The organism is Lysinibacillus sp. NPDC056232, from assembly GCF_042267565.1.
Classification (GTDB): Bacteria; Bacillota; Bacilli; order Bacillales_A; family Planococcaceae; genus Lysinibacillus.
In genome coordinates this window covers 57,587-71,703 of the sequence record NZ_JBHJTF010000006.1, presented here as the reverse complement: position 1 = coordinate 71,703, position 14,117 = coordinate 57,587, and the positions used below count along the sequence as shown (strand labels likewise).

11 protein-coding genes and 1 riboswitch are annotated in these 14,117 nt (G+C 38.4%); of the genes, 1 reads left to right on the top strand and 10 read right to left on the bottom strand.

The window, feature by feature from the left end:
- Positions 1-201: 201 nt before the first annotated feature.
- From ACFCYJ_RS06745 to ACFCYJ_RS06725, 5 genes are all read right to left on the bottom strand, one after another.
- Positions 202-1,164 (bottom strand): helical backbone metal receptor, encoded by a 963-nt coding sequence (locus tag ACFCYJ_RS06745; RefSeq protein WP_376072381.1) that lies wholly within the window; start codon positions 1,162-1,164, stop codon positions 202-204.
- Between the two features lies 1 nt (position 1,165).
- A complete protein-coding gene (locus tag ACFCYJ_RS06740; protein ID WP_376072379.1) occupies positions 1,166-1,708 on the bottom strand; it encodes a hypothetical protein in 543 nt (180 codons plus the stop codon).
- 199 nt (positions 1,709-1,907) lie between these two features.
- Positions 1,908-2,109: riboswitch (cobalamin riboswitch) on the bottom strand.
- A gap of 252 nt (positions 2,110-2,361) precedes the next feature.
- Positions 2,362-2,910, bottom strand: a complete 549-nt coding sequence (locus ACFCYJ_RS06735; protein WP_376072377.1) for a hypothetical protein — start codon at positions 2,908-2,910, stop codon at positions 2,362-2,364.
- 635 nt (positions 2,911-3,545) lie between these two features.
- On the bottom strand, positions 3,546-4,778 hold the full coding sequence (locus ACFCYJ_RS06730; RefSeq protein ID WP_376072374.1) for a C40 family peptidase: 1,233 nt from the start codon (positions 4,776-4,778) through the stop codon (positions 3,546-3,548).
- A 357-nt stretch (positions 4,779-5,135) separates the two neighbouring features.
- Complete coding sequence (locus ACFCYJ_RS06725) at positions 5,136-7,124, bottom strand: ABC1 kinase family protein (protein WP_376072372.1); 1,989 nt, start codon at positions 7,122-7,124, stop codon at positions 5,136-5,138.
- A 369-nt stretch (positions 7,125-7,493) separates the two neighbouring features.
- Here ACFCYJ_RS06725 and ACFCYJ_RS06720 point away from each other — a divergent pair, with 369 nt between their 5' ends.
- A complete protein-coding gene (locus ACFCYJ_RS06720; protein WP_376072370.1) occupies positions 7,494-9,188 on the top strand; it encodes an FAD-dependent oxidoreductase in 1,695 nt (564 codons plus the stop codon).
- Positions 9,189-9,228: 40 nt separating this feature from the next.
- On the opposite strand, the gene ACFCYJ_RS06715 is transcribed toward ACFCYJ_RS06720, so the two are convergent.
- The 5 genes from ACFCYJ_RS06715 to ACFCYJ_RS06695 form a co-directional block, all read right to left on the bottom strand.
- Positions 9,229-10,173 carry a c-type cytochrome gene (locus ACFCYJ_RS06715; protein WP_376072367.1) on the bottom strand — a complete coding sequence of 315 codons (945 nt, stop codon included), beginning with the start codon at positions 10,171-10,173 and terminating at the stop codon, positions 9,229-9,231.
- Between the two features lie 299 nt (positions 10,174-10,472).
- Complete coding sequence (locus ACFCYJ_RS06710) at positions 10,473-11,177, bottom strand: DsbA family oxidoreductase (RefSeq protein WP_376072364.1); 705 nt, start codon at positions 11,175-11,177, stop codon at positions 10,473-10,475.
- Between the two features lie 13 nt (positions 11,178-11,190).
- Positions 11,191-11,967, bottom strand: coding sequence for a sulfite exporter TauE/SafE family protein (locus tag ACFCYJ_RS06705; RefSeq protein ID WP_376072361.1), 777 nt, complete (start codon positions 11,965-11,967; stop codon positions 11,191-11,193).
- A gap of 114 nt (positions 11,968-12,081) precedes the next feature.
- The gene (locus ACFCYJ_RS06700; RefSeq protein ID WP_376072695.1) at positions 12,082-12,309 is read right to left on the bottom strand and encodes a sulfurtransferase TusA family protein; all 228 of its coding nucleotides are present in this window, start codon (positions 12,307-12,309) and stop codon (positions 12,082-12,084) included.
- 410 nt (positions 12,310-12,719) lie between these two features.
- Positions 12,720-13,847 (bottom strand): MBL fold metallo-hydrolase, encoded by a 1,128-nt coding sequence (locus ACFCYJ_RS06695; protein WP_376072358.1) that lies wholly within the window; start codon positions 13,845-13,847, stop codon positions 12,720-12,722.
- Between the last annotated feature and the right edge of the window lie 270 nt (positions 13,848-14,117).

The following is a 14,117-nucleotide window of genomic DNA, read 5'->3' as shown; positions in this document are numbered from 1 at the left end:
CAGTTATCCACTCTACCCGATCACTTTCCCACACAAGCGGAGCAGTTATCCACTCTACCCGATCACTTTCCCACACAAGCGGAGCAGTTATCCACCTTTCCCGATTACTTTTTCATCCAAGCGTAGTAAGTCTCCTTCTTATCCATAAAAAAAGCTGCCCTTGATAAAGGACAGCTCCAAAATACTATTTTTCGATATAAACTATTTAAATGACTCAGGATATACCGCTTTTGCTATTAACTCAACAGCTTCACCAATACGTGGACCTGGACGGTTTGAAATATCAGTATCAATATAGTAAACAGCTTTATTTTGAATGGCCGTGATTGAATTCCATCCATCACGAGAAAGAATTTCTTCCGCTGAGTTTTTCACATTGTCTACTGTTGTTAAAATGACTTCTGGATTTTTCGCAATGACATCTTCCTCAGATACCTGTGCCCAGCTTTCAAGGTCAGCAAAAACGTTGTTCACATGTGCAGCATTTAAAATCTCTTGTTGGAATGTATCAGAACCAGCTGTATAGATGACTGGCTTTGGACTAATCTCTAAGTAGATATTTTTTTGTTTTTTCACATCTTTAACTTTTTCTTGGACTTCAACAATTTTAGCTTTAATATCTGCATTTAACTTGTCGCCTTTATCTTTGATTCCCATAACTGTTGCGATTTGTTCGATATCCCCATAGACATCATCAAATGATTTAGCTGATTGAATGGCAAATACTTTAATACCCGCATCTTCGAGACCTTTTAAAGCATTTAAATTTTCTTCATCGCCTCCTGTTGTATAGGCAATAACAACATCTGGCTTTAGGGCTAAAATACGCTCACTATTGAATATTGTAGAATTAGAAACGCGCTCAATTTTTTGTGCTTCTTCTGGGTACGTATCAAATTCTGTTGCACCAACGATATTATCGCCAACACCTAGAGCAAATAAAATTTCTGTATTACTCGGTTGTAAGGAAACAATAGTTTTAGGTACTGCAGCAAACTCTACTTCTACGCCACGGTCATCCTTAACTTTATAACTAGTTTTCTCAACTTGTTGATCTTCTTTAGAAGCAGTCTCTTTATTCGTATCTTCTTTCGCCCCACAGCCAACTAATACGAGGGCCAGCATCAGCACAGAAAGCCATTGTAGCTTAAACATTTTCTTCATTTCATTGATTCTCCTTTTTCTTTTTCATCGGGTATGACTTACTAATAAACGGTATTTCAGCAATACCAGCAATCTGATTCATATAGACAGCCATTACAAACAATACATTGGCTAGCAATCCTAAATAATCAAAGAGAATAGCTGGTACTTCGCGTTCTTCAGACACTTTGTGCAAAACGCGATAAGATTTTTTCGCTTCACTACGGCATAAATGTAATGCAGTAGACGCCTCTGTTCCTTGAGGTAATACAAAGTTTTGTATTTCATCCTTAACATGACTAACATAGAAATCATAGCGATCACTTAGCCAAGTCAAATCATCTTCGGTTACTGCTAATTTACCTCGGACTGAGCCATTTACATGGTAAGCCATTGGCAAAATGGCTAGCAAATCATCTGCTACTACCTCTACCGTTTCTTTTTTCACCGCCGCCATTGCTACACCAATATGTGTTGTTAGGCTATCCGTTCGAATTTCAAAATCTACTGTCGATGCCTTTTCACGCATAAATGGATAACAAGAATAACGTGCATCTTTTTTCAAATCTAAGTCCCCGCTTTCCTTCGTGAAAAATTCTTACTTTATTAACACCTCGGCTTACATTAGGTGAATTATAAGTGTACATAAAAAAAACGTTGTTCCCACTTCTATGGAAACAACGAAAAATAACATAAATAGTGTCGCCTAGATACGACATAGCCTATGTATTTGCCGCATATTCTCCTAGCTTCCGAAGAGTTATCTATACGTTCAAACAAAGGTCGGTCTCCTGGCTTGTACAGTTCATTCAATCACGTTGTGAGTCATAAAAAACCTTCCCATCGAATAATTCGACAGTGGTATATCTTTATGATTCCTGTACTTACAGTTGCGGAAACAGCTTCGGTTTTTCACCGAATTCCCGATTATGCTATAGTTCAGCACCCTTATTCTGCAAGAATTATTCACTTGTAATGCAGTTTAACATAGATTGATAGGAAAAAATAGCTGTGGAATTTAGAATAAACAAATGACGATGGATAAAAATCATGCAGGTATTACCTTATGCACACGGATATATTCACTGCCCTCATGGGTATTCATCCTGCTCGTGCAGATATTTGTTATGCTTCATAGAGTAAAGCATTTTATTTTTTAATACGTTATAAAAACGATCTCTTAACGAGAGAATTTGCGGAAAATTAGCCAAATAACTTTTACCGGATGGCAGTCTTATATTTCTTTTTGGATTTAACATCTTTCTCTTCCTCAATTAAACGCTGTGCAATGTCTAGTAGTTTTGGGTCATTCGTTGCATCGAATAGCTTTTTAAAGGATACAATAATATCATAGCGTATTAATGTCGGATGCTTTTCGTCTAAACATGTTTGATACCTTTTAGCCAAATATGATACGACTAAATCTCTTTGTACCTGCCCTGCTAAGCCTATTTTCCAAATTGCCTGTAAAGTATGCCTCGCAGTTACTGTTTCTTCATCATACGTTACTGCCCAAACCTTTAAGAAGTCCTCTAATACTCTTTCTTCAGGATCACTTTTTGCTGCCAATGCGCATAAAAATTGTGCAGCACTTGCACGCACATGGCCATTTTTGTATGTAAGTGTCTGAACAAGTTGTTCCCAAACTGAATATGTCCAATCAACTGGTTCCTGCATAATTTTCAATAATTCTTCGTATGATTTGTATTGAATATCACGGTCACGCTCTGTTAAATTACTAAAAAGTTGCAAAATCTCTTTTTCCATGATTCATCCCTACCTTTATTGTTTCAGAACGAAAAAAAATAATGCACTTGTAAGTGTTTTCTCATTTCCCATCATTCGTTACTTTGCTACTACAAAATAAAAGTCTCAAATAATTATAATTTCAAAGCAAGATCCCTAATTGTATATTTCAAAATTATCAGAAGTGAGGTTCAATATGCAAGGAATCCTTTCTTTTAGCTGTATGAAGACATACTTTACTTGTTAGCTTTTTTTATTGGAGGTATCACACACTTATTAGCCTTCGATTTAATACAAGTAAAATACGCAATAACGATGACAATCATAATATGAATAATTGATGTAATTGCTTTTCTCGGCTCCACTATCATTTTTGTAACCGGGACTATAGTAGTAAATATATCTACTTATGTAAATTTATTCATCTTAGAAGTTATTTTACTCATTATTGGTCGAGTAGTCGAGCCTAAATTAATGGATAACCACATCTGTTTGCCTGATAGGTTTACTCATAGGATCTTAGCTATATTTTAATCAGATGGTTTTTAAGGTTAATCTCCAATACCGTCAAATAATAAAAAAGGCTATCTTTGTAATTTCTTTTACAAAGATAACCTTTTTGCTAATTTAAATCGTCTATATAATAGTAAGGCTTATTAAATACGACCGAAGCCTACTAGATATTGATTCCACCAATCAAGTGATTCAATGACAACACCTTTATTTTGAGCATCAATCATCGTGTTGTTTCCTAAGTAAATACCTACATGCGCTATACCTGAACCATAGCTGAAGAATACTAGGTCGCCTACACGTGCTTCGCTTGCTGAAATACGTTGTGTTGCTAAATATTGTTGTGATGCTGTACGTGGTAAAGATACGCCTGCTTGTTTGTAAGACCATTGCACAAGACCAGAACAGTCGAATCCTGTCGATGGGTTACTACCGCCCCAAACATAGCTACGACCCAGGAATTGCTTCGCAGTTGAAATAGCATCACCTGAAGATGCAGTGCCTGATCCAGAACCAACAACGACTTTTTGTGGTGATTTTACATTGTTAGCTTTGCTACTATTGTTAGCGTTGCTATTGCTGTTGCTATTATCGTTAGTGTTAGTGTTAGTGTCACTGTTATTGTTATTATTGTTGTTTGTTGCTTGTACAACTGGAGTAGCTGCTTGAAGTGCACGTAAACGAGCTGCCTCTTCCTCTGCTGCTTTACGTTCTGCTTCTAAACGCTCTTCTTCTTGCTTCGTTGCAATTTGTGCCTTTAATGCAAGAGATTTCGCTTCATTTTCAGCTTTTTTTACTTCCATTTCGCTTTCCTTTTGTTGAAGCTCTTGGAATTGCTTTTGAAGCTCTTTTTGTTTTTCATCTAATGTTGCTTTTTGTTTCTCTAAGTTAGCCTTATCCGCTTCTTGTTGATCTACTAATTCTTGGTCAGCATCCATTAATGTTTTTACCGCTACGACACGGTCCATTAAATCTGCAAAGCTTTTTGATTCAAGAACAGCATTTAAATAAATGCCCACAGTATTATCTTGAGCTTGGTATGCAGCCATACGATCACTTAAAATCGCTGAACGTTGCTCAATACGTTTTTTAGTATCTACAATATTTGCATCAACTTCTTTAATATCTGCTTGTACTTTGTTAAATACTTTTACTTTTTCATCGATCTCTTTTTGTAGTTTAGTTAATTCTTCTTGTAGCTTTTTAACCTCTGTATCTATTTTAGCTTTCTTATCCATCATTTGTTGAGATGTTTCTTCTGCGTGCACTACGGTTGGTTGAACTGTATTAAATAATAAGCCGCCAGCTAGTGCTAATGCTAGCACCATCGACTTACGCCATTTATTGCGCTTACCCACGTTATTCTTCCCCTTCACTAGTCAATTTCGTCCTTAGAATTTTAATGTAATCATTGGAACGATTCTTTTATTTAATCTTATATTTTATTAGCCTTTTAAAGTCTAGCACTATTAGCATAACTTTTATACTATTTCGCGCCTTTTTAATGGTTTAGTAAAACTCGCAACATTCTTGTAATATTCATGTAAATTCTAATAAATTCTACAAAATTACGTTTTATTCTACATATCAACGATTATAACTACTTTACCAACAGACCCACTCTTTGTTTTGTAATGTTTTTGTAATATTTCTAGAGAACATTTTTAATATAAAAAAAGGTAAGGGAACATTTCCCCTACCTATAAATAATGTGTATCCATAAACAAGCGCTTCTATTGCTTCATAGAACGCAACGCTTGGATAGAAAGACGTACTAAAAGAATGGCACACAAAAATAATCCTAAGTATGCGGCTGTATTTAAGTAAACAGCGTACGTGTCATGAATAAATTGTGAGATTGCTAAAAGTGCTACAGAAATAATGCCAAAGGTAATACCAACGAGGAGCAAGACGAAACGGGAAAACAGATTGGTAATAAAACGAGCATTATCCTCATCCGAAAAAACATCGTGATGTAAGATAATTTTCCCACTCTCTATCCGTTGAATAAGTTGGTCAACTCGTCTTGGCATTTTGCGCAATGTCGGAATAAGCATAGATAATTCTTCTTGTAAACGTTCCTTTGTTGCCATCGGTTCTTTAAATGGCTTCAGGAAGGATGCTCGCATATATGCGGATGAAAAATCTTTCGCTTCTGTAAAAATATCAAATCTTGGGTCAATTACCCGTAATGTGCCATCCAATGTTACTAAGGAACGCAGCGCTAAACCTACTGCGGGATAGAAAGCAAGACCGAAATCACGAACAACTGTAAATAACGCATGTATCAATTCCTCTGTTGGAATCCGATCCACGTAAGAGATTTTCAAGAGAATTTGATCAATGGCTTGCTCCATCTTTGCACGGTCTGCATGATCAGCATTTTCAACCAATAGTGTTAAGCCGTCATATAAAATACTTGAATCATTTAGCTGAATCCCCATTAAAAATAGCTTTAAGCCCTCTTGTTGAGTAGCTCCCAAACGGCCAACAGCTCCAAAATCAAGCAGTATCGGTGTGCCATCCGTCTCATCAATATGAATATTTCCTGGATGCGGATCTGCATGAAAGATACCTGAAAGAAGCATCTGCTCAAAGAAGGAATATAAAACAGTCCGCGCAAACAGCTTACGATCACATTCTACTCGGTTAAATTCAGCAGCAGCATTAGCAACACTTTTCCCCCGTACATATTCCATGACAATAACATTTTCATTATAATATTCTGTATAGATTTTAGGAATCCTCACCTTATATTCGCTTTTGGCAAGAGCATTTGTCACCTGCAATGTATTACGAGCCTCAATATCTAAATGAATTTCCTCGCGTAACCCATCTGCAAATCCTTTAGCAAGCTCTCGAAAACCAAGTGACTCAGCCCATGTAGATTTATTAGAAAGCCAATTAGCAAATTCCTCTAAAATTTCAAGATCGTCTCGCATGAATCCCTTCACTTCTGGACGCAGTATCTTCACCACGACTTCGTCAAAATTTTTCAATCGTGCCTTATGAACTTGTCCAATAGATGCTGCCGCAATAGGTTCCATTTGAAAGCTTGCAAAAATTTCATTCAAAGGCTTCGGAAGTGAATCTTCTAAAATTTGCGTTACCTGCTCTGACGGTAGAGGCTTCACACTATCCTGTAGCCTCTCTAACTCGTCAATAAAGGTAGGCGAAAATAGTTCCTTACGTGTAGAAAGTACCTGACCAAATTTAATAAATATCCCACCACATTGCTCCAAAGTTACCCTTAAAGCAACGGCAAGCTCCTTTTCATTTTCTCGTTGTCTTGCGTATTTGATTGTTTGAACAACGCCATTTGTTACAGCTATTTTAAACACCTGACGTAAGCGCTTTTGTTGTCGCCAGTAGCTACGAATACGCAAGAATAAATTCTTTTTCCCATTTCGACCATCTCTAGCTGTAATACCACTTGAATCGAAAAGCTCAAAAACAAGATAGAGCAGCATCGAAATGAGTAGCATGCTACCAATCCAAATAAGTGTACTGACCTCTGTCACGGTTTGCATCATCGGTTCATATAAAAAATCTGTATGGCGTAAATAGGTATACCAATAAACAAAGGACGTTAGCGTCACACTAATGACTACAGAAAGAACCCTACGCATAAAATTAATGTTTGAACCAATTAATCGACCACTGACAAAATAAATAAGCCCTGATACAACAATGATTTGGATTAAAAATTTCAAAAAAATCAACAGCGTCACCTCCGATGCTACTTCCTAATATTGCTAGTATAACAAATCTAAGGCTCATCATCCTAACGCGGGTTCATTTCCGTCCCGACTGTCATCCCCAATTTTAGTGATAACCAAATCTGGGTACTTAATTTCTTTTACTCCTAGGTTTATCCCCAAAATTTTGTCTATTTGTTTACTTTTTTAGTATTTATCCACTTACAACGATTTTTAATCAGTAATTTTTGTTGATAAAATACCTAACAGGGTATATCATCTATTTAAATCAATAGTTATCCACAATTTTATTCATTGTTAACGCCAGAAAACTTTTGATTTATACACAACATACCCCTGTATGTATACTACAAGAAAAGGATGTGCTTACACATGAGTAAAAAATTTTTAGTAGTTGGTGGTGTCGCAGGTGGTGCCTCGACCGCTGCGCGTATTCGTCGCCTCGATGAACAGGCTGAGATTATAATGTTTGAAAAAGGACCGAACGTTTCATTCTCAAATTGCTCTTTACCATTTCACCTAAGTGGAATTGTTGATAACAGCGACAAATTAATCTTAATGACACCACAAGCCTTTCAATCAAAATACAAAATTAAAGCTCGTGTTAATCAAGAAGTTTTACATATTAATCGAAAAGAAAAAAGCATTACTGTAAAGGATTTAACTACCGGCACTGAGTATGCAGAAAGCTACGATACGTTAGTGTTATCTCCTGGTGCGGGTCCAATTGTTCCAAACTTGGATGGCGTTCATTCTTCACACGTTTTTACTGTTCGTAATGTCGTGGATATAGACCGTTTAAATCGTTATATCCAGAGCGATGACATACAGGATATTGCTGTCATCGGTGGCGGATTTATAGGTGTCGAGGTTGCAGAAAATTTACAGCTTGCCGGTTTTAATGTCTCACTCGTTGAATTTAGTCAACAAATCATGATGCCCTTTGATTATGATATGGCACAAATATTACACAAAGAAATGATGGATAAAGGAATTAATGTCATCGTCAATGATGGTCTAGCTAAGGTTACAGCAGATTATGTAAAATTGAGTTCCGGTAAACAATTGAAAGCACAGGCTGTCGTATTAGCTATCGGCGTTCGTCCCGAAACCTCTTTAGCGAATGAAGCCGGACTGGCAATAGGTGAACTCGGCGGCATTCAAGTTGATGCTAATTATGTAACATCCGATCCTTCTATTTACGCTGTGGGCGATGCTATAGAAGTATTCCATCAGCTAACTCATAAACAAACGCGCCTGGCACTAGCAGGTCCAGCGCAACGACAAGCACGAGCAGCAGCTAATCATATGTACAATATACCCCAACAAAACAAAGGAGTTATCGGCTCTTCAAGCGTGCAAATTTTTGATTACACGTGTGCCACAACGGGCTTAAATGAAAAAACAGCGCTCGCACATGGCTTCCAAGCAAAAAGCGTGTATTTGATTGCACCAGATAAAGTTGGTTTAATGCCAAATAGTAATCCACTTCATTTTAAGCTTGTTTACGAAGTGCCCACTGGGAAGATTCTTGGAGCGCAGGCGATTGGAAAAGGTAATGCCGACAAACGCATCGACGTTATTGCAACTATGATCACAATGGATGGCACATTAGAAGACTTAAAAGAGCTAGAGCTATCATATTCTCCAATGTTTAGCACCGCACGTGACATAGTTAATTTAGCAGCACTCGTTGCTCAAAACCAATTATACGGTCATTATAAACAAGTAAAAGTTGACGAGGTTAGAGGTCTCATTGAAAATAACGCCTATTTCTTAGATGTCCGTGAAAGAAATGAATTCGAGGCGGGTCATCTCATTCATGCGCATAATATTCCGTTAAGTGAGCTCCGTGAACGTTTGAATGAGATTCCACAAGATAGACCAGTTTATGTACATTGCCGATCTGGCCAGCGAAGCTACAATGCTGTAATGGCCCTCCAGAATAATGGTTTCTCTAATGTCTTTAATGTTGCTGGCTCCTTCCTCGGTATTTGCTTGTATGAATACTTCACAGATACGACAACTAACAGAGATAAAATTGTCACGGCTTACAATTTTAAATAGCACGAAAGGGATGCCGCTAATTTGCAGCATCCCTTTCATTTTAATTAGCAGAAAGCACTTTCTCCCAATTTATTGTGCCATTTTTAACTTGTTCCCGTTTTTCTTTATTCATAATATCATTAGGACGTCCGCCTTTTGGCCAATCTTTATTATGATTTGCCCACTCAGGTCGATCCTGCGATAAAATAAAGGCTGCTAAATCAGCGGCATCTTGATCTGTCAAAGTACCAGCTGCACCGACTGGCATATTATTTTGAATGTAGCCAGCCATTTTTGACATTCTTGCCATACCCGCTCCATCATTGAATGATTTTTCACCCCATAATGCCGGACCTGTATTAGCACCAGTACCTGAACCATCACCCGCGTGACAAGCGATACAAGACTGGGCATATACTTCTTCACCGTTCTTAACATCCGGTATAGGAATGTCCTTCATTGTACTTGTACCTACCCATTCACGCTCTGCCCCGATCGGTACACCTTCTGAAATATAGGCGAAGTATGAGACCATCGCTTCTAGCTCTTTGCTATTCATGTCAAACTTCTTACCGTTCATACTGCGCACCATACAACCATTAATACGCTCCTCAATCGTTACAATATCACCTGAGCGCGCGATATATTGGGGATAATTCGCCATAACACCTACTAATGACGAAACTTGCTCATCATAACCTGCCCCTGCATGACAGCTTGTGCAAGATAATTGATTCCCAACATATTCTTCTGCAGCAACATGTGTATTATTGACAAGCTCATGACCATATAATATTGCTTCCTTCATAGGTCCATCTGGTACTTCTTCAATACTTGGTGGCGCATAGACAACTGACTGAGCAGCTGCTGTTGCTGGTATTTTTGTTTGTTCAGCGGCTTCTTTGCTTTCTGCATCCCCTAAAATTTTGTCGCTAATGACTGCTCCCACAAAAAGTGTACCCGCTAACAACACTGTCCCCGCTACTCCTGCTACTATAGGTTTCATCTATAATACCCCCCTTTGTATAATCACCTATATTTTAGCAAAAAAGCCTGTTTTCCGATGTGACTTTTCTCACACCTTACGCAAATAGAATCATTTAGAGGATAAAATTACGAAATTCATTGTTCTATAACACATTAATCGAGACTTAATACCTCTTGTAGTATGTATTTTTTCCTGACCTAATCAATTTCACCTTGGCGTAATTGTAGCCGACGCTTCGCTTTCGGTACAAAATTAATTTACTGAATGAAGATAAAAAATGTCGAGCACAGCACTGTACCCGACATTTTAGCATTTCACTATAATTTACATTCACCATCTGCACAAACAGCTTCACCATCACCTACCATCTTTAATACCGGCTGAATCCCAGCTATCTCGGCCGCTTGATGCAAAGTTCGCACAAAAACCTCATTTGGCTCCGCACCTTTAATACCGTAACGATTTTCAAAAACAAAGAACGGAACACTTTGTACACCTAGCTGCTGGGCATCATATCGATCTCTGTCTAAAGCTTCACTGAAGTCAGTTGATGCCAAAACACCCTTCGCTATTTCAACATCTAAGTCTATCGTTTCAATGACTTTTAACAAGAACATATCGTCGTTTAAGTCTTTTCCTTCCGTAAAGTAACCACTCATAAGTTCTTCCGTATAGACCGACTCTTTGCCAAACTGTCTTGTCCATTTTGCCAATCGATGAGCTTTTTCAGTATGCGCTGTTTTCATATCTTCAAAATTGTAACGCAAACCAACCTCTTCAGCCCGCATTGCTATACCCTTAGTCATTTCCTTTACTTCGTCTATCGTGGAATCCAATTTTGCAGTCATACCCTCATATAAAGTTGGTGCATCTTTCTTAGGCGTATCTGGTCCAATTTGATATGCTTTGTATTCAATTTCTACCTGTCCTGAATAACCTGCCAAGTCAATGGCACGTTCCAATTCTTTTTTGCCAATATAGCAGAACGGACATGTAAAATCTGAGAAAATCTCAATTTTCATTTACTACAGCTCCCTACAATATATCTATCCAAATTTTAATGGCAGTTGCTAAAATGAGCACTGCTAAAATAGCTTGTAAAACTTTTGTATTTAATTTTTTCCCTGCCTTTGCACCTAATGGAGCTGCTATTAGGCTTGCTACAATCATAATGATTGCAGGATAATAATCAACTTGTCCCGTCATCAATTTTCCAATTGTCCCGCCTATAGAGGCTATAAAAGTAATGGCAAGGCTTGTAGCGATTGTCATACGTGTTGGTATACCTAATACTACTAGCATTATCGGTACTAGCAAGAAGCCACCACCTGCCCCAACAATCCCCGATCCAATACCAACAATAAAAGCTAATACAGTTGCTATCGGTTTATTGAACGTCACCTCATCCAATGGCTTATCGTCAATTTGCTTCTTAGGAATAAACATCATCACTGCAGCAATCAACGCCAATACACCATAAACGACGTTAACCCCCACTTCAGATAAAAATTGGGAGCCATAACTACCAATGAAACTTCCTGCTAATACGGCACTACCCATATATATAATCAGTGATTTATTTAAATAACCACCTTTTCGATATGCCCACACCCCAGCAAGAGAGGCAAAAAACACTTCTACTGCACTAATACCTGATACCTCATGTGCTGAAAATGTTGCAAAACCAAGTAAAGGTGGGATATATAATAACATTGGATATTTAATAATTGCTCCGCCAATTCCTAGCATTCCCGATACAAACGAACCGACAAAGCCAATCAAAAATATTGTAATAATCCATGCTAAATCCATATTTTTTCCTTCTTTCTGGTGACTTCACTTTAAGGGACATGATCATTTCCATCAATATTAAATGAAAGGAGGGTTGCTCTAAACTTCTAATAGAAGAGACAACCCTCACCAGTTTTAAGCTTTCTGAATAAAGAATGTAATGACGCCAGCGTCTTCAGCTTTGTCTAAAATGATATGACCGCCAGCTTCGGCCCAAGCGGGAATGTCAGCTAAAGCTCCCTTATCTGTTACTTGAACCTCTAAAATTTCCCCTGAAGCTAATGTATCTATAGCCTTTTTTGTTCTCACTATAGGCATTGGACAAGATAAACCTTTTGCATCTAGTTGTAAGTTTGATTTCATATTTTTCTCCTTTGGAACAGCAAACGTTGTAAGCGATTTTGCCGGTTCTGTTTGTTTTTTCACAACTTTACGAAGGATGAGCGCCTTCGCTTTGCGGTATTTACATGCTATAACCATACATGCGTACTCATTGCATTTCTATCTTATCAATTATGCCTCGGCATAATTGAGTCCGGAATCGGCTTTGTGCTTAGGCCTGCATGACGCAGGTCAGTTAGCCGTTATCGCATGGATGCGATGATTTTAGGCTAACATCCCCTAAGAACTCCTTTCCGATTCCGTGACATCCGCCGGAGGCTTTAACTTCTTTCAGCGGATGTTTTGGACACCCGCTGAAAAGTGACTTTAAAACCGCATTCATCTCACCACCTATAGAGGTGGGGGGCTCCCGCTGAAAGAAGTTAAACGTACTATCTAACTGCGCAGCGATTCGGACCAATTTCCATCTCTGTCTGCTCATCCTGCGTTGGCGTAACCTTACCCATATTTACTTGACGAATTTCTTGATAGGCATTCGGCTGTGGAGGCAAATGCTCTGTTACGACACTTCGGAATTCTGCTTCATCTTTAATATTTAAGCCGTGATTTTCAGCAAATAATTGTCCAAGGTGTTTTGCTACAGTTCCGTCTTCATTTAGTTCATCAATCACCATAAAATGAGCCGGCAAAACAATTAGATCATCCGATAATTCTCTGTATCGTTTGTAAAGTGTTTCACGTAAATCACCAACCCAATCTTCTGCAAGACCCGCTAAATCAGGACGTCCAATTGAGTCAATGAATAAAATATCTCCAGTTAATAAATACTTGTTGTCTACAACAAATGACGTTGAACCAATTGTATGACCAGGCGAATAAATCGCTCCTACGTCAATTTTGGAGGCGCCCACTTGGACAGTTGTGCCATCAAGTAAAGGTGTATAGTCAAACACAACCTCTTCAGCATCTTTTGGTGGTAAATAATACGTCGCACCAGTAGTAGCTGCTACATGTCGACCACCAGAAATATGATCGGCATGTAAATGTGTATCGAACACATATTTAATGTTTACGTTTTTCTCTTCCGCAAAGCTTGTGAATGCGTCTGTAAAACGCACAGCATCGATAATCGCTGCTTCACCCTCAGAGATGACCATATAAGAAAGGCAACCCTTCCCTAAACGTACAAATTGATAAAGCTCACCACCACCTGTTAAATCTCCAACTTTAATCGGTTCTAAATATTCACTCCACGTTTTCATTCCACCAGCTAAATAAGCCACTGCACGACCTGCTTCTGATAACATCTCAGCTACCATCAGCGATGAGCCTTCTTTCGCACAAACGACTAACACATCTTTATCAACTGGAATCTTCGGTAAAATATCTTCAACGCCATCTAACAACTCAAAATACGGAATATTAAGGTATTCAAATTTATGGCCATCAATTTTCCAATCTTCGAATGCATCCGCATTTCGGACATCTAAAATAAATAATTCTTCTTTATTAATTACTTTTTTTGCTACTTCTGCTGCACTCCATTTTAAAACTGACACTCTTATTACCCCCTGAGGTATTATTTTATTGATTTTTTTAGCGGAAAGGATTGTCCTCTCCGCCTATATAATAAGATCAATTATGCCTCGGCATAATTGCGTCCGGAATCGGCTTTGTGCTTAGGCCTGCAGATGTTTTTTGCGCGAAAGCGTAGCGGCAGCAGCACCGACGCAAGTCAGTTAGCCGTTATCGCATGGATGCGATGATTTTAGGCTAACATCCCCTAAGAACTCCTTTCCGATTCCGTGACATCCGCCGGAGGCTTTAGG